Consider the following 14,589-nt stretch of genomic DNA (forward strand, 5'->3'; position numbering starts at 1 on the left):
GTCGGTGTGGGCCAGTAGAGTGATCACCCATGGCAGCACGACCGTTGAACGAGATCGTCGAGCCGGGCTGGGCCCGTGCTCTGGAGCCGGTGGCGGGGCAGATCGCCGCCATGGGCGACTTCCTGCGCGCCGAGATCGCGGCGGGCAGGACGTACGTCCCGGCGGGGGCGAACGTGCTGCGCGCGTTCCAGCAGCCCTTCGACGAGGTGAAGGTACTGATCGTCGGGCAGGACCCCTACCCGACACCGGGGCACGCCATGGGCCTGTCCTTCTCGGTCGCGCCCGAGGTGAGCCCGTGGCCGCCGAGCCTGGACAACATCTTCCGCGAGATGCACGCCGACATCGGCACGGGCAAGCCGCTCAACGGCGACCTGACGCCGTGGACCCGGCAGGGCGTGCTCCTGCTGAACCGGGCGCTCACCACCGCCCCCCGCAAGACCGGCGGCCACCGGGGCAAGGGCTGGGAGGCCGTCACCGAACAGGCCATCCGGGCACTGGCCGCGCGCGGGAAGCCGCTGGTGTCCATCCTGTGGGGCCGCGACGCCCGCAACCTGCGGCCCCTGCTGGGGGACCTGCCGGCCGTGGAGTCCGTCCACCCCTCGCCCATGTCCGCGAGCAACGGCTTCTTCGGATCCCGCCCGTTCAGCCGGACCAACGAGCTGCTGGCCGGGCAGGGAGCGGAGCCCGTCGACTGGCGGCTGCCGACCGTCAGTTGAACCGTATATGACATTGAACTACGACATTCAATGGATAAATACGGACAGATGCCGCTCGAGCGGGCCCTGCCCGAACACGTGGTTCCGATAAACCAGTAGCATGCGGCGCCATGAGCTCCCCCACTGGGCCCGCAAACGGCCTGCCCGTACGAATGCCGCGACCCCGCCAGACCGGACGGCACCGCCGGCCCGAGCCCGCGGTGGCGCCCGAGGGCGCGCCCGCGCTGGTGCTCGCCGTGCCCGGTGTCCCCTCGGCCGCCTCGCGGGGGCTGGCCGAAGAGGTCATCAGCATCGGCCGCTCCGAGCTGCCGGGGCTGGACGCCCGGATCGGCTACCTCGAGGGCGAGGACGGCCAGGAGAGCGAGTTCCCCTCGCTGTCCGGCGTCCTGAACGCCGTCGCGCAGGAGCGGACCGCGCGCGCGGAGTTCGCCCGCGCCGCCGGTCTGGAGGTGCCCGCGCCGACCGGCCCCGACGCCGTGGTCGTGCCCCTGCTGGCCGGTCCCGACGGGGACCTGCTGCGCCGCATGCGCCAGGCGCTGATGGACTCCTCGGCCGCCGCCGAGCTGGCCGACGTGCTCGGCCCGCACCCGCTGCTCGCCGAGGGCCTGCACGTCCGGCTCTCGGAGGCCGGCCTGGCCCGCGCCGACCGGGCCCGGCTCTTCACGGTGGCCACCGCCGCCGACGGCATCATCCTGGCCACCACCGGCGGCGAGGAGGCCGTCCAGGCGGCCGGGATCACCGGCATGCTGCTGGCCGCCCGGCTCGCGGTGCCCGTGATCGCCGCCGCGCTGGACCAGGAGGGCTCGGTGGCGGCGGTCGCCGCCGAGCTGCGCGGTTCCGGTTCGGCCCAGCTGGCGCTGGCCCCGTACCTGATCGGCCCGGAAGCGGCCGAGGGGCTGCTGGACACCGCCTGCAAGGAGGCCGACTGCTCGGCCGCCGAAGTGCTCGGGGCCTACCCGGCGCTCGGCAAGCTGGCCGTGGCGGCGTACAGCGCCGCCCTGGGCCTCCAGCTGGGCGCCGCCGCGCAGTAGGACCACCCGCACGTGTGACGAAGGGCCCGCCCGGAACCCGTTCCGGGCGGGCCCTTCGCCGTGCCGTGGGCGCCGCGGGCACGGCCTAGCCGAAGACGACGCAGGAGGCCGCGGGGACGGCCAGGGATCCGGCCCGGCGCGGGTGGCCGGTCAGCGGATCCACGTCGAACCAGGTGACGTCCCCCGAGCGCTCGTTGGCCGCGTAGAGGCGGCGGCCCGAGGGGTCGGCGGCCAGGTCGCGCGGCCAGTGGCCGCCGCATCCGGTGGTCCCGGTGTGCCGGGGCTCCTCGGGGCCGCCGGCCAGGGAGAAGGTCACCAGGGTGTCGGCCCCGCGGACGGCGGCCCACAGGAAGCGGCCGTCGGGCGAGACCGCGACCGCCGACGGGTAGGCCCGTGCGCCGCCCGGGGCGGTCCCGGAGGCGACGGGGACCTCGCCGACGGGTTCCAGGAGCCCCTCGGCCGCGTTCCAGCGGCAGACGGTCAGCTGCGGCTCCAGCTCGTGGAGTACGTAGACCAGCTCGGCCGCCGGATGGAAGGCGAGGTGGCGCGGCCCGGTCCCGGCGCGCAGGACGGCCTTCGCGTGCTCCCGGGGTGCTCCGGTGTCCGGGTCGAGCGCGAGGACGCGTACGGCGTCGCCTCCGAGGTCCACGGTGAGCACCCAGCGACCGGTGGGATCGGGGAGCACCTGGTGGGCGTGCGGGCCGGCCTGCCGTTCGGCGTCGGGGCCGGAGCCGGTGTGAGCGAGGACCGCGGCCGGGCCGGCGACGCTGCCGTCGGGGGCGAGCGGCAGGCTGCTGACGCTGCCGGAGCCGTAGTTGGCGGTGAGCAGCCGGCCTCCGGCCAGGCTGAGGTGGGTGGGTCCCGAGCCGTCAACGGGTACGGGGGCTCCCAGCGGGGAGAGCCCCGCGGCGGTGGCGCGGAAGGCGCCGACGGCTCCCCGGCCGGTCTCGCTCACCGCGTACACCACGCCGGAGTTCCGGTCGACGGTGAGGAACGAGGGGTCGGCCAGGGAGTCCGCGCGGGAGAGCGGGGTCAGCGCTCCGGTGGCCGGATCCACGGCCGCGGTGGTGACACCGCGGCCGCCCCCCGAGGTGAACGAGCCGATGTAGGCCCGGTGTCCGCCGCCCTGGTCCGTACTGTGCGCGCCGCCCACTGGTGCCTCTTTCCGCCGTCCCGGATCCGTCTCCGGAGCCGACGGTAACAGAAGGTCTAGACCAAGTCCCGTCCCCTGGCCCGTTCCTGGGCGCCGGGGTGGTGGACGTACGCCGTGGAGCTCGGCCGGTCCTCGTAGGTCCGGTGGAAGACGGGCGTGGCGGCGCCGGAGATCGGCGGGACGATCCACGACCAGTCCGCCCCCACCTCGCGGCCCTTGCGCTCCTCGCGCTCCAGGTGCGAGAGGAACCGCCGGGACTCGGTGTGGTGGTCGGCGATGGTGACGCCTGCCCTGTCGAAGGAGTCCAGCACGGCGCGGTTGAGCTCGACCAGGGCCCGGTCCCGCCACAGCGAGCGCTCGCTGGAGGTGTCCAGGCCGAGTCTGCGGGCGACGGCCGGGAGGAGGTTGTAGCGGTCGGTGTCGGCGAGGTTGCGGGCGCCGATCTCGGTGCCCATGTACCAGCCGTTGAACGGGGCGGCCGGGTAGTGGATGCCGCCGATCTCCAGGCACATGTTGGAGATGGCGGGCACGGCGTGCCAGCGCAGCCCCCAGTCGCTCCAGTCGTCGCGCTCGTCGGGGTGCCGGATCGGGACCTCCAGCACGGCGTCCGCGGGGGTGTCGAACCAGCGGGGCTTGTCGTCGACGCCCTGCACGACCAGCGGGAGGAGGTCGAAGGGGGTACCGGCACCGCCGGACCAGCCCAGGGCTAGCAGGGCCTCGGTGAGCGGCGCGTTGCGGGCGTCGCCGACCGTTATGGAGTGGTGGTCCCCGTAGCCGGCGTAGCGCACCAGCTGCTCGCTCCAGATCAGCGGACCGGGGCGGTCCGGGGTGTCGGGGGCGAAGACCGTGATGGTGGGCCGGACCCGGCCGCCGTTGGTCGCCTCGCGCAGGTGCTCGAAGCACTCGGCGGCGATGTCCTCGGCCCCGGTCAGCCCGCGCCGGTCGCGGACCCGCAGGGAGTTCCAGTAGAGCCTGCCTATGCAGCGGTTGCTGTTGCGCCAGGCGACGCGGGCGCCGTGGACCAGCTCCTGCGGGGTGTGGCGGTAGGTGCCGCTCTCCGCGAGCTCGGCCCGTACGGCGGCGAGCCGGGCGCGCGGATCACCGGCCTGCGGATTCTCCCGGTGGAAGAGCCGGATGAACTCCTCGGCTTCCTCCCACACCTGAGCGGCGCTCGAGTGCTTCTGCAGAATTTCCATTCCGGGCGGTTACCCCCTGTCCGGCCAGATCCACCCTGTACGTGCCGGATGAATGTGCAGTGAACAATCACCCGTTGTACACGGCGCAGGTCAGCCCGGCGGGGATGGAGCGCCCGGAACACCCCTCCGGGTGATGTGGGCGCAACGGCCTGCGGCGAGGCGCTCCGCGGGCCTATCATCCGCCGCATTACGGATAGTTGGGGAGGGGGGCGGCCAGGCCGGCCGGGCGGTCCGGGCAGCCAGGCGGTCCTGGCGGTTCAGGCGGTGATGACCAGCGGGGCGCGCGGGTCCGTGCGCAGCGGGGTGGCCAGGGCGACCAGCGCCTCTTCCAGCCCGTGCAGATGGGCCAGGGCCGGTTCGGTGCCGGACTCCCGGGCCGCGGCGCGCGGTGCGGCGGGCTCCGGGGACCCCTCGGGGGCGGTGAGGGCCTCGACGGCCGCCTCCACGCGCCAGCAGGCGGCGGCGAGCCGGGCGTCGTGGGAGGCCTGCGGGTCGGCGGCGACCGCCACGAGCCCGCGCACCTCGCGGGCGCAGTCGTCGAGCAACGCCATGACCTGCCGGGCGCGGGCCTTGCGTGCGCGCAGCGGGCTCAGCGGGTGGACGAGCGGCGCGAGGGCGACGCGGGCGCGGACCAGCAGGAGTTCCAGCTCGGCGGCGTGCGGGGCGGGGTCGGCCGCGGGGTCCCCGGCCAGGCGGTCCAGGGAGGCCGCGGTGGCGGCCCGTACGCAGTGCAGGGCGCGCTGGATCCAGGCGTCGTTGGCGCCGTGGGTGGTCACGGGGAGGATCAGCACCACGGCGAGGGCCGCACCGAGGGCGCCGACGGCGGTCTCCTCGAAGCGCAGCAGCAGCAGTCCGGGGTGGAGCACGCCGAGGAGGCCGTAGAGCAGCCCGGCCATGACGGTGACGAAGAACATCATCCAGGAGTACGAGGGCGCCGCCGTGTAGAAGATGCCGAAGACGCAGACGGCCACGAGCGCGGCGGTCGGCGCGGGCGCGCCGTGCAGCGGTACGGCGATCAGCAGGCCGGCGGCGATGCCGACGACGGTGCCCAGGACCCGGCGGAAGCCGCGGACCAGGGTCTCGCCGCGCGAGGCGGTGTTCACGAAGATCCACCAGGCGGTGCCGACGGCCCAGTACCAGCGGTCCTCGGACAGCACCTGTCCGACGGCGAGGGCGAAGGCGCAGGCGGCGGTGGCCTGGAAGGCCTGGCGGGTGGTGGGCCGGGCCAGGCCGGTGCCGGGCAGCGGCGGCGGCGGCGCGGCGGGGGGCGTGCGGCGCTCGATGGGCCAGAGCACGAACCGCACGGCCCCGGCCGATACGAGCGCCAGGGCGACGGCGGCGAACAGCTCGGGCAGCTGGGCGGGCCGGGCGTGCAGGAACTGGGTGACGAAGAACATCATGAAACCGAAGATGCCGAGGGCGTGGCCGCGCGGCCCCCAGCGGCGTGCGTAGACCCCGGCGAAGACGACGGCGAGGAAGGCCGCGTCGCGGGCGGCCGGCATCCCGTGCAGTCCGGTGGCCAGCACCAGGACGGGGAAGCCGGTGGCCGGCAGCAGGGCGGTGGTCACCCGCTGGGCGCGGACGTCCGCGTCGAGGACGGTGAACAGCGCGAGCAGCGCCGCGAGCCCGCCGGTGATGGAGGCGGTGAGCGAGAGCCCCGCCAGTTCGGCGACGGCGACGGCCGCGCCGGTGCCGATCACCGCACGGAGCGAGTTCCGCAGTCTGGTGCGCCCCGGATCCGGAGCCACGAACATCCTCTTCATGGCGGTGTGCCGCCCCCCTCGGAGTCAAGCGCGCCGGCCCGGATCCGCCCGGGGGTGGTGGGCGGCGCACGGGCACGGCGAAGGCACCGCGCTCCGGACCGGCCTCGTTGCCGTCCGGCGCTGCGCGGCGCCGAAAGTACATGGATATGACACAGATAAGCATCCGCAGGGGCATTGGCTCAAGCGACGTCCGTCACGTTGGACCGTTGGCACAGTTCCGGAGCGCTTCTTCCGGCCACCGTGAGGCCAACGGACCGGGCGGTCCACGGCCGGACCGACGCCGGTCCGCCGGGTCCCGGCAGGGTCAGGGGCCGTCCTCGGTCGGCACGCACAGCACCGGGACGGGCGAGAGGTGCAGCAGCTTGTGCGGGGTGGAGCCGAGCAGGGCGCCCCGGATCGGGCTGTCGCCCCAGCTGCCGACGATGATGACCCGCGCGCGGTGGCGTTCGGCGGCGGCGAGCAGGGCCTGGGCCGGCTTGTCGTCCACCACCTCCACCGTCGAGGGGACGCCGGCCTCGTCGGCGGCCTCGACGGCCCGGGCGAGCGCGGCCCGGCCGGCCTGGAGGACGGCCTCGCGGTGGGCGCGGTACTCCTCCCCGGTGGCTCCGGGCGCCGCGGCCCCGTAGACGAGGACCAGGGGTTCCCCGAAGGCGGTGGCCACCTCCAGCGCCACCCGCAGGGCCCGCTCCGCGCCGGGGGATTCGTCGTAACCGAGGACCACGGACATCCGGCCTCCTCAGCCCTTGGCGCCGCGCACGAGGGCCGGGTCGACCACGCCGCGGCGCTCCTGCCAGAACCTGCCGTCACGGACCCGCCAGAAGCACATGAGGACCACGCCGAGGGCCGCGATGCCGATGCCGATGACCAGCGGCGGGCCGAGACCGAACCACGAGGTCCCGCCGGCGGAGTTGCGCGGGTCGGACATGTCGACGACGGACTCCACCAGCAGCCAGGTCAGCAGTCCGGCGCCGACCAGCGGGCCCACGCCGATGAGGAAGAAGTTGTGGGCGTTCTCCAGCAGGTGGCGGCGGTAGTAGACGGCGCAGGCCACGCCGGTGAGCGCGTAGTAGAAGGCGATCAGCAGGGAGAGCGCGGTGAGGGAGTCCAGGAGGGCGTTCTCGCTGATCCGGTTGACGATCAGGTACCAGGCGATGGCGATGCCGGCCACCCACCAGGTGCTGACCTCGGGGGTGTGGAAGCGCGGGTGGATGTGGGCCAGGTGCGGGGGCAGGGCGTGGCGCCGGGCCATGGACAGGGCGGTCCGGGAGGCGGGGATGATCGTCGTCTGGGTGGAGGCGAGGGCGGAGGTGCAGACGGCGAGGAGCACCATCCAGTCCCAGCCGCCCATCACCTCGTGCGCGAGGACGGCGAAGACCGCCTCCTCCTCGGCGGCGTTCTTCGCGAGGAACTCGGTCCCGGCGTAGGCGACGATGGCGAAGCCGACGGACAGGTAGGTGACCAGCAGCACCAGGGTGGACCAGATGCCGGCCTTGCCGGGGGCGGTGGCGGAGTCCTCGACCTCCTCGGTGAGGTTCACGGCCGACTCCCAGCCCCAGTAGATGAACACGCCGAGCAGCAGTCCGCCGGTGAGGGCCGCGCCGCCCGCCCCGAAGGGGTTGAGCCAGGTGAGTGAGGGCTCGATCGCGTCGAGGGTGCTGGTGCCGGCGTACACGCGGTAGATGGCGACGAAGGCGAAGACCAGCAGGAAGAGGACCTGGGCGAGGATCAGGACGTCCTGGAGGTGGGCGGAGATCTCGGTGCCGATGACGCAGACGGCGGTCATGGCGAGGATGACCAGGACGGTGAGCGTCTGGCGGACGGCCTGGTTGGCGGCCCAGTCGTCGAGGCCGACGGCGAGCAGTCCGAAGTGGACGGCGACGTCGGCGAGGGAGCCGATGACGAGCACCCCGGTCATGGTGATGGCCCAGCCGCCGAGCCAGCCCGCCCAGGGGCCCATGGCCCGGGTCACCCACGAGAAGGTGGTGCCGCAGTCCTGGTCGACCTTGTTGAGGTAGTAGAAGGCGGCGGCGATGAGCAGCATCGGCACGAACGAGGCCAGCATCACACCCGGGGCGTAGATGCCGGCCAGGGCGACGATCGGGCCGATGACGGCGGCCAGCGAGTAGGCCGGCGAGGTGGAGTTCAGGCCGATGACGAGGGCGTCGAGGAAGCCGATCGCATTGGCCTTCAGGCCCTCCTCGGGGCCGGCGTCGCCGATGGTGCTGCCCGCCCCGGCGCGGTCGCCGTCGTTCATGTACGCATCGTCACGCACACGGCGGCCGCGCGCGAGGCGGGCGGGGCGGGCCGGGTCACTCGGTGCCGGGGGTCTTGCGGGTGGTGACGTTCATCCGGTTCCAGGTGTTGACGGTGAAGACGAGCGCGATCAGCTGGGCGAGCTCCTCCTCGCCGAAGTGGCGTGCGGCCTCGTCGTAGACGGCGTCCGAGACGCCGCCGGGGAGCAGGGTGATCTCCTCGGTCAGGGCGAGGGCCGCGCGTTCCTTCTCGGTGAACAGGCTGGAGTCGTGCCAGGCGGAGAGCTGGTGCATGCGCTCCTGCGACTCGCCGGCCTTGCGGGCGTCGCCGGTGTGGTAGTCGATGCAGTACGCGCAGCGGTTGATCTGCGAGGCGCGGATCTGGACCAGTTCCAGCAGGACGGGGTCCAGTCCCTTGCGGGCGGCGGCGTCGAGGGCGAGGACGGCCTTGAAGACACGGGGGGCGACGGCGGAGAAGTTCATGCGTTCGGGAACCTGAAAAGTTGTCATGTGAAGAACCTACGGGGGTGATCGACCGGGCGTAGGGTGCATTTCCATGCGGGGATCTTGGGTCAATCCGGCGGAGGAGCATCCCTCCGGCGACGGCAGCGGCAGCGGCAGCGGCAGCGGCAGCGATCTGTACCTGGACCTGGACCTGAGCGGCGGGGGCAGCCTGCGCGCCCGGCTGATGCGCGCCCTGCGGGAGGCGGTGCACTCGGGGCGGCTGGCGCCGGGGACCCGGCTGCCGCCCTACCGGACGCTCGCCGCCGACCTGGGGATCGCCCGCAACACCGTCGCCGACGCCTACGCGGAGCTGGTCGAGGAGGGCTGGCTGTCGGCGCGCCAGGGGTCGGGCACCCGGGTCGCGGAGCGGGCCGTCCCGCTGGAGCCCGAGCGGCCGCGCGGTCCGGCCCGGCCCGCGCGGCGGCGTACCGTCCACGATCTGGCGCCCAGCTCCCCCGACGCCTCGGCCTTCCCCCGTACGGCCTGGCTGGGCGCGGCCCGGCGGGCGCTGGCCGCCGCCCCGCACGACGCCTTCGGCGTGGGGGACCCGCGCGGCCGGATCGAGCTGCGGCGCACCCTGACGGAGTACCTCGCGCGGGCCCGGGGCGTACGGACCTCCCCCGACCGGATCGTGCTCTGCTCCGGGTTCGCGCACGCCCTGGAACTGCTGGGGCCGGTCCTGACGGGCCCGGTCGCCGTCGAGTCGTACGGGCTGCCGTTCCACCGGGAGGTGCTGGAGCGGGCCGGGAGGGCGACGGTGCCGCTGACCGTGGACGGCCGGGGCGCGCGGGTCGGGGAGCTCGCGGGGACGGGGGCGCGGGCCGTGCTGCTCACGCCGGCGCACCAGTTCCCGACGGGCGGGCCGCTGCACCCCGAGCGGCGGGCGGCGGTGGTGGACTGGGCGCGGGCCCGCGGCGGGCTCGTCGTGGAGGACGACTACGACGGGGAGTTCCGCTACGACCGCCAGCCGGTCGGCGCCGTGCAGGGCCTGGACCCGGAGCGGATCGTGTACGTCGGCTCCGTCAGCAAGAGCCTGTCGCCCGCGCTGCGGATGGGCTGGATGGTGCTGCCGGGCCGGCTGGTGGACGAGGTCCTGGAGGCGAAGGGGGAGCGCGAGATGTGGTCGGGGGTGACGGACCAGCTCACCCTGGCCGAGTTCGTCTCCTCGGGCGGCTACGACCGCCACCTGCGCCGGATGCGGCAGGTCTACCGGCGCCGCCGGGACCTGCTGGCGGCGCGGCTCGCGGCCGAGGCCCCGCACGTCCGGGTCAGCGGGGTCGCGGCCGGGCTGCACGCGGTGCTGGAGCTGCCGCCGGGCACGGAGGCGGCCGCCCTGCGCGCGGCGCGCCGGGCGGGGCTGGCGCTGGACGGGCTGGGCCCGTACCTGCACCCGGCCAGCGCCATGGCCCCGCGGGACGGTCTGGTGCTGGGCTACGGCACCCCGCCCGAGCACGCGTTCGCGGCGGCACTCGACGCGCTGTGCCTGGCCCTGCCCGAGCCGCCGCAGGCGGTCTGAGGGGTGGTCAGGGACGGGTGTTCCAGCCGGCGATGACCGGGAGCCCGTGCTCCGTGGACAGCACGCTGACGGTACCGGTGCGCAGCAGGAAGAGCCGGCCGTCCTGTGGGGGCAGGCCGAGGTAGCGGGCGGTCAGGACGCGCAGGAAGTGGCCGTGGGCGACGAGTACGACGTCGCCCCGGCCGGCTCGCAGCGTCTGCGCGACGCGGGCGAGGACCCGGTCGGCGCGGACGCCCACCTGAGCGGCCTGCTCGCCCGGGTGGCGGTCGTCGCCCGGCGGGACGCCGTCGGTCCACAGCGACCAGTCGGGGCGGGTGCGCTGGATCTCGGCGGTGGTGACGCCCTCGTAGCCGCCGTAGTCCCATTCGTGGAGGTCGGGTTCGGGGATCCCGCCGGTGAGCCCGGCGAGTTCGGCCGTGGCGACGGCCCGGCTGAGCGGGCTGGTCAGCACCAGGGCGGGTTCGCGGTCGCGGAAGTAGGGGGCCAGCGAGAGGGCCTCGTCGGCGCCCCGCGCGGTCAGCGGCACGTCGGTCAGCCCCGTGTGGCGCCCGTTCGCGCTCCACGCCGTCTCCCCGTGCCTCACCAGCAGCAGTTCACTCATGTCCGGACCCTACGGCGGCGGGCCGGGGCCCGGCATGTCGGGTCGCCGGAGGCGGGCGGGCGTGTCACTGTCGGGCGTCATGGACGTGCGTGAGTGCAGGCGGCTGACGGTCCTGCTGCTGGTGCTGACCTGGGTGACGGGGCTGATCGAGGCCGTCAGCCTGCTGGCCCTGGGGCCGGTGTTCACCGCCATGCAGACCGGCAACGTGCTGTTCCTCGCCTTCGGCACGGCCCATCAGGGGAGCCTGCCCGCCCTGGCGTCGGGGGTGTCGCTGCTGTCGTTCGCGGTCGGCGCGGTGTGCGCGGCCCGGCTGGAGGGGGCCGCGCAGGCCCGGGGGCGGCACTGGTTCGTGATCGGCCTGGCGGTGGAGGCGGCGCTGGTCCTGGCCGCCGCCTGCGTCGGGTGGGGCGTGCCGCCCCGGTACGGCAACCCGGCCGCGCGGCACCTGATGACGGCCGCCGTCCTCGCGGGCGCGATGGGTTTCCGCAACGTCACCAGCATGCGGGTCAACATGCCGGGGGTGCCGACGACCCTGGTGACCCGGTCGATGACGGCCCTGCTGGGCGGCTCGGCGCTGGGGCACGACAGCGCCTTCGGCTACGGCACGGGCGCGTGGGGGCGGCGGGCGTGGGCGGTCGCCGCGATGTTCGCGGGCGGGCTGACGGGGGCCCTGCTGGTGCGGGCCGGGTGGACGGTGAACTGGCTGCTGCTGCCGGCGTCGGCGGTGGTGTGCGCGGTCGGCCTGGCCTACGTCCGACAGCCGGAGCTACGCCCCGGCACCTGCTGAAGGGGGCAGGCCCGGGCGGGGCGGGAGCGGGGCCCGGGGAATCGGTGCGGAAACGGTGCGGGTGGAGGGTGGGGGCGGGGGCTCGGGAGGCTCCTCGTATGGACACCGTTCCCGGGCAGGGCTCCCGCCCGCAGGGCGCCCCCGCCGGCGCCGCCGAACCCTCGACGGAGCCCGGGTTCGCGGCCCGGTTCGCCGTCGGCGACGAGGCCTGCGTGGAGGCCGTCTACCGGCGCTGGCGGCCCATGGTGCACGCCCTGGCCCTGCGCGCCCTGGCCGATCCGTGCGAGGCCGAGGACGTCACCCAGCAGGTGTTCCTCGCCGCCTGGCGCGGCCGGGCCGGGTACCGTCCGGGGCCCGGCGGGATGGGTGCCTGGCTGGCCGGCATCACCCGGCACAAGGTGGCCGACGCCCGGGAGGTCCGGGTCCGGCTGGCGCGGGTGGTGCGGGCCGCCGCGCGGCGCGCCGGCGAGTCGCGGGAGGCGGTGCAGGGGCCGCCGCCGGACCAGGCCGTGGACCGGGTGCTGGTCCTCGGGGAGCTGGCCCTGCTGCCCCCGGCCCAGCGGCGGGTGCTCTGCCTGGCCTTCTACGCCGATCTGAGCCAGAGCCAGATCGCGGAGCGCACCGGGCTCCCGCTGGGGACCGTCAAGAGCCTCATGCGACGGGCCCTGCACGCCCTGCGTCGGTCGCTGGAGCCTGCCCGGCCACCAGGTCGGCGATGACCCCGAGGCCGGAGCGCAGCCCGAACAGCCGCCCGGTGCGCGGCCCCTGGGACTCCGGGCCCCAGCCGGGTCCGGCGAGCAGGAGCGCCGAGTGGCCGCGGGCGCCCCGCAGCCCCCACTCGATGCCGGCGACCGAGCGGGCCAGGGCCCGGTCCGCGGTGGTGCGGGAGTGCGCCCAGAGCACGGCGGCACGCGGACCCGTACGCCGTACCGCGTCGCACAGCGCCCCGGCGGGCAGGGCGGCGCCGAACATCCGCACCGGCACGCCCCGTTCGCCGAGGGCCGCCGCCAGGGCCTCGATGGCCAGGCAGTGCAGCTCCCCGGGCACGCACGCGAGGAGCACCGGGGGCACCCGTGCCTGGTCCCGCGCGGGGCGGATCCGGTGCAGGGCGGCGGAGACCTGCCAGGACAGCAGGTGCTCCACCTCGACGTAACGCTCCCCCGCCGAGGCCCACTTGCGGCCGACCGCGTGCAGGGTGGGCGCGATGACCTCCTCCCACGCCGTGACCAGGCCGTGTTCCGCCAGGGCGGCCTCCAGGAGTTCCGCCACCGCCGGCTGGTCCAGGCGTACGGCGGCCCGTGCGAGCCCCCGTCCCTCCGGCCGCGCCTCCCCGAGGGGGAGGGCACCGGGCCCGCCCGGCGCCACGGCCGCCGCCGTCCCGCCCGCGCGGGCGGCGGGTGCTGCGCCGAGCGCGGCCCGCGCCGCCTCGGACGGGGGCACGCCCCGTGCGGTGAGCCGGCACATCTCCTCCAGACGGGCGATGTCCCGGGGCGTCCAGCGGCGGTGCCGGCCGTCCTCGCGGTGGGCCGGGCCGATGGCGTAGCGGCGCTCCCAGGAACGCAGCGTGGTCGGGGAGACCCCGAGGCGGCGGGCGACGGCGCCGGTGCTCAGGGCGGGTTCGGGGTCCACCGGCCTACGGTACGCCGCCCGTCCCGGTGCCGGGCCGCGCCTGGCGGAAGCGGTCGAGGGCGTCGGCGAGTTCGACGAGCGGCGGCGGGTAGTCGTACCGGGCCCGCTCGGTGCCGGGCAGCCGCCAGGGTTCGTGGACGCGGGGCGCGGGCAGTCCGGCCAGCTCGGGCACCCAGCGGTGGACGTAGCGGCCGTCGGGGTCGTACTTGAGGCCCTGGCGGACGGGGTTGAGGACCCGGTTGGGGCGGGTGTCGGTGCCGGTTCCGGCCACCCACTGCCAGTTGAGCTGGTTGTTGGCGACGTCCCCGTCCACGAGGAGGTCGAGGAAGTGGCGGGCGCCGGCGCGCCAGTCGACGTAGAGGCTCTTGGCGAGGAAGCTCGCGGCCAGCAGGCGGCCGCGGTTGTGGATCCAGCCCTCGTGGTGCAGCTGGCGCATGGCCGCGTCGACCACCGGGTAGCCGGTGCGGCCGTCCTTCCAGGCCTGGAGCTCCTCCTCGGCGGCCGGTCCGGTGCGCCAGTGGTCGTGCCGGGTGCGGTAGTCGGCGGTGGCGGCCCCGGGGCGGGCGGCGAGGACCTGGTGGTGGAAGTCGCGCCAGCACAGCTGCCGGACGAAGGCCTCGGCTCCGGCGCCGCCGACGGCGGTGGAGCGGTGCACGGCTTCGGTGGGCGAGAGGGTGCCGAAGTGGAGGTGCGGGGAGAGCCGGGAGGTGGCGTCGGCGGCGAGGTCGTCGTGGACGTCCTCGTAACGGGTGATGCCGGAGCGCAGCCAGTCGGCCAGCAGCCGGCGGGCCTCGCGTTCGCCGCCGCGGGCGAGGCCGGGGGAGGTTCCGGTGACGGCCGCGCGGCGGGGCAGCTCCTCGGAGCCGATGTCCTCGGGGACGCGTACGTGGCGGGGCGCGGCGGCCACGGGCCGCGGGGGCAGTTCCGTCCAGCGGCGCAGGTAGGGGGTGAAGACGGAGAAGTGGTCGGCGCCCGAGCCGGAGGGGACGACCGCTCCGGGGGCGACCGCCGTGACCACCGTGTCGTGGGTGTAGAGACGGCGGCCCTGTGCCTCCAGTGCCTCGCGCAGCCGTTCCTCGCGGGCCCGGGCGTAGCGGCTGACGCCCGCGGCCATGTGCACCTCGTCGGCGTCGGCCTCCTGGACGAGCGCGCAGACCTCGGCGACGGCGTCGCCGGAGCGCAGGACGAGGCGGCCGCCGCGCTCGCGCAGGGCCGCGTCGAGGTCGGTGAGGCAGTCGGCGAGGAAGGCCAGCCGGTTGGGCGCGGCGAAGCCGGAGTCCGCGATGGCCCGGTCGCGGACGAAGAGCGGGACGATCCGGTCGCAGGACGAGAGGGCGGCGCGCAGCGGCGGGTGGTCGTGCACGCGCAGGTCGGATGTGTACAGGACCACTGCGGTGTTCATGCGCTCGGCTCCGTGTCGGGGGCTTGGGGGCGGCTGTCA

The 14,589-nt window shown here is 75.3% G+C and carries 14 protein-coding genes; 5 read left to right on the top strand and 9 right to left on the bottom strand.

The features are described from left to right. Nucleotides 1-29 precede the first annotated feature (29 nt). Entirely contained in the window at nucleotides 30-716 is a 687-nt protein-coding gene (locus tag D1J60_RS04550; protein ID WP_125597231.1) for a uracil-DNA glycosylase, read from the top strand. A gap of 110 nt (nucleotides 717-826) precedes the next feature. Continuing rightward, nucleotides 827-1,747, top strand: coding sequence for a hypothetical protein (locus tag D1J60_RS04555; RefSeq protein WP_125820224.1), 921 nt, complete (start codon nucleotides 827-829; stop codon nucleotides 1,745-1,747). Nucleotides 1,748-1,832: 85 nt separating this feature from the next. On the opposite strand, the gene D1J60_RS04560 is transcribed toward D1J60_RS04555, so the two are convergent. From D1J60_RS04560 to D1J60_RS04585, 6 genes are all read right to left on the bottom strand, one after another. Next, nucleotides 1,833-2,900, bottom strand: coding sequence for a lactonase family protein (locus tag D1J60_RS04560; RefSeq protein ID WP_125820225.1), 1,068 nt, complete (start codon nucleotides 2,898-2,900; stop codon nucleotides 1,833-1,835). Nucleotides 2,901-2,956: 56 nt separating this feature from the next. After that, complete coding sequence (locus D1J60_RS04565) at nucleotides 2,957-4,096, bottom strand: nitric oxide synthase oxygenase (RefSeq protein WP_125820226.1); 1,140 nt, start codon at nucleotides 4,094-4,096, stop codon at nucleotides 2,957-2,959. Between the two features lie 257 nt (nucleotides 4,097-4,353). Next, nucleotides 4,354-5,859 carry an FUSC family protein gene (locus D1J60_RS04570; RefSeq protein WP_125820227.1) on the bottom strand — a complete coding sequence of 502 codons (1,506 nt, stop codon included), beginning with the start codon at nucleotides 5,857-5,859 and terminating at the stop codon, nucleotides 4,354-4,356. 304 nt (nucleotides 5,860-6,163) lie between these two features. Continuing rightward, nucleotides 6,164-6,586 carry a universal stress protein gene (locus D1J60_RS04575; protein WP_125597212.1) on the bottom strand — a complete coding sequence of 141 codons (423 nt, stop codon included), beginning with the start codon at nucleotides 6,584-6,586 and terminating at the stop codon, nucleotides 6,164-6,166. Nucleotides 6,587-6,595: 9 nt separating this feature from the next. Beyond that, on the bottom strand, nucleotides 6,596-8,113 hold the full coding sequence (locus tag D1J60_RS04580; protein ID WP_125820228.1) for an APC family permease: 1,518 nt from the start codon (nucleotides 8,111-8,113) through the stop codon (nucleotides 6,596-6,598). A gap of 55 nt (nucleotides 8,114-8,168) precedes the next feature. After that, the gene (locus tag D1J60_RS04585; RefSeq protein WP_241253140.1) at nucleotides 8,169-8,621 is read right to left on the bottom strand and encodes a carboxymuconolactone decarboxylase family protein; all 453 of its coding nucleotides are present in this window, start codon (nucleotides 8,619-8,621) and stop codon (nucleotides 8,169-8,171) included. Between the two features lie 46 nt (nucleotides 8,622-8,667). On the opposite strand from D1J60_RS04585, the gene D1J60_RS04590 reads away from it, so the two are divergent. Further along, a complete protein-coding gene (locus D1J60_RS04590) occupies nucleotides 8,668-10,131 on the top strand; it encodes a PLP-dependent aminotransferase family protein (protein WP_241253141.1) in 1,464 nt (487 codons plus the stop codon). 7 nt (nucleotides 10,132-10,138) lie between these two features. On the opposite strand, the gene D1J60_RS04595 is transcribed toward D1J60_RS04590, so the two are convergent. Then, nucleotides 10,139-10,732, bottom strand: a complete 594-nt coding sequence (locus D1J60_RS04595) for a histidine phosphatase family protein (RefSeq protein ID WP_125597203.1) — start codon at nucleotides 10,730-10,732, stop codon at nucleotides 10,139-10,141. A gap of 79 nt (nucleotides 10,733-10,811) precedes the next feature. Here D1J60_RS04595 and D1J60_RS04600 point away from each other — a divergent pair, with 79 nt between their 5' ends. Beyond that, nucleotides 10,812-11,519 carry a YoaK family protein gene (locus tag D1J60_RS04600; RefSeq protein ID WP_125820229.1) on the top strand — a complete coding sequence of 236 codons (708 nt, stop codon included), beginning with the start codon at nucleotides 10,812-10,814 and terminating at the stop codon, nucleotides 11,517-11,519. Between the two features lie 98 nt (nucleotides 11,520-11,617). Continuing rightward, nucleotides 11,618-12,238, top strand: coding sequence for a sigma-70 family RNA polymerase sigma factor (locus D1J60_RS04605; protein ID WP_125820230.1), 621 nt, complete (start codon nucleotides 11,618-11,620; stop codon nucleotides 12,236-12,238). On the opposite strand, the gene D1J60_RS04610 is transcribed toward D1J60_RS04605, so the two are convergent. Further along, entirely contained in the window at nucleotides 12,171-13,148 is a 978-nt protein-coding gene (locus D1J60_RS04610) for a MerR family transcriptional regulator (protein ID WP_125820231.1), read from the bottom strand. The two genes, D1J60_RS04605 and D1J60_RS04610, sit on opposite strands and share 68 nt — an antisense overlap. Before the next feature lie 4 nt (nucleotides 13,149-13,152). Then, nucleotides 13,153-14,550 (bottom strand): deoxyribodipyrimidine photo-lyase, encoded by a 1,398-nt coding sequence (locus tag D1J60_RS04615; protein ID WP_125820232.1) that lies wholly within the window; start codon nucleotides 14,548-14,550, stop codon nucleotides 13,153-13,155. Nucleotides 14,551-14,589: the final 39 nt, after the last annotated feature.

Source organism: Streptomyces sp. W1SF4, assembly GCF_003950035.1.
In the GTDB taxonomy this organism is placed as follows: Bacteria; Actinomycetota; Actinomycetes; order Streptomycetales; family Streptomycetaceae; genus Streptomyces; species Streptomyces racemochromogenes.

Bases quoted from the DNA above. Each gene is read 5' to 3' on its own strand.
- D1J60_RS04550 (WP_125597231.1), top strand. From the start codon at position 30: ATGGCAGCACGACCGTTGAACGAGATCGTCGAGCCGGGCTGGGCCCGT.
- D1J60_RS04575 (WP_125597212.1), bottom strand. From the start codon at position 6,586: ATGTCCGTGGTCCTCGGTTACGACGAATCCCCCGGCGCGGAGCGGGCC.
- D1J60_RS04605 (WP_125820230.1), top strand. From the start codon at position 11,618: ATGGACACCGTTCCCGGGCAGGGCTCCCGCCCGCAGGGCGCCCCCGCC.
- D1J60_RS04580 (WP_125820228.1), bottom strand. From the start codon at position 8,113: ATGAACGACGGCGACCGCGCCGGGGCGGGCAGCACCATCGGCGACGCC.
- D1J60_RS04585 (WP_241253140.1), bottom strand. From the start codon at position 8,621: ATGACAACTTTTCAGGTTCCCGAACGCATGAACTTCTCCGCCGTCGCC.
- D1J60_RS04590 (WP_241253141.1), top strand. From the start codon at position 8,668: ATGCGGGGATCTTGGGTCAATCCGGCGGAGGAGCATCCCTCCGGCGAC.
- D1J60_RS04565 (WP_125820226.1), bottom strand. From the start codon at position 4,096: ATGGAAATTCTGCAGAAGCACTCGAGCGCCGCTCAGGTGTGGGAGGAA.
- D1J60_RS04570 (WP_125820227.1), bottom strand. From the start codon at position 5,859: ATGAAGAGGATGTTCGTGGCTCCGGATCCGGGGCGCACCAGACTGCGG.
- D1J60_RS04615 (WP_125820232.1), bottom strand. From the start codon at position 14,550: ATGAACACCGCAGTGGTCCTGTACACATCCGACCTGCGCGTGCACGAC.
- D1J60_RS04555 (WP_125820224.1), top strand. From the start codon at position 827: ATGAGCTCCCCCACTGGGCCCGCAAACGGCCTGCCCGTACGAATGCCG.
- D1J60_RS04600 (WP_125820229.1), top strand. From the start codon at position 10,812: ATGGACGTGCGTGAGTGCAGGCGGCTGACGGTCCTGCTGCTGGTGCTG.
- D1J60_RS04595 (WP_125597203.1), bottom strand. From the start codon at position 10,732: ATGAGTGAACTGCTGCTGGTGAGGCACGGGGAGACGGCGTGGAGCGCG.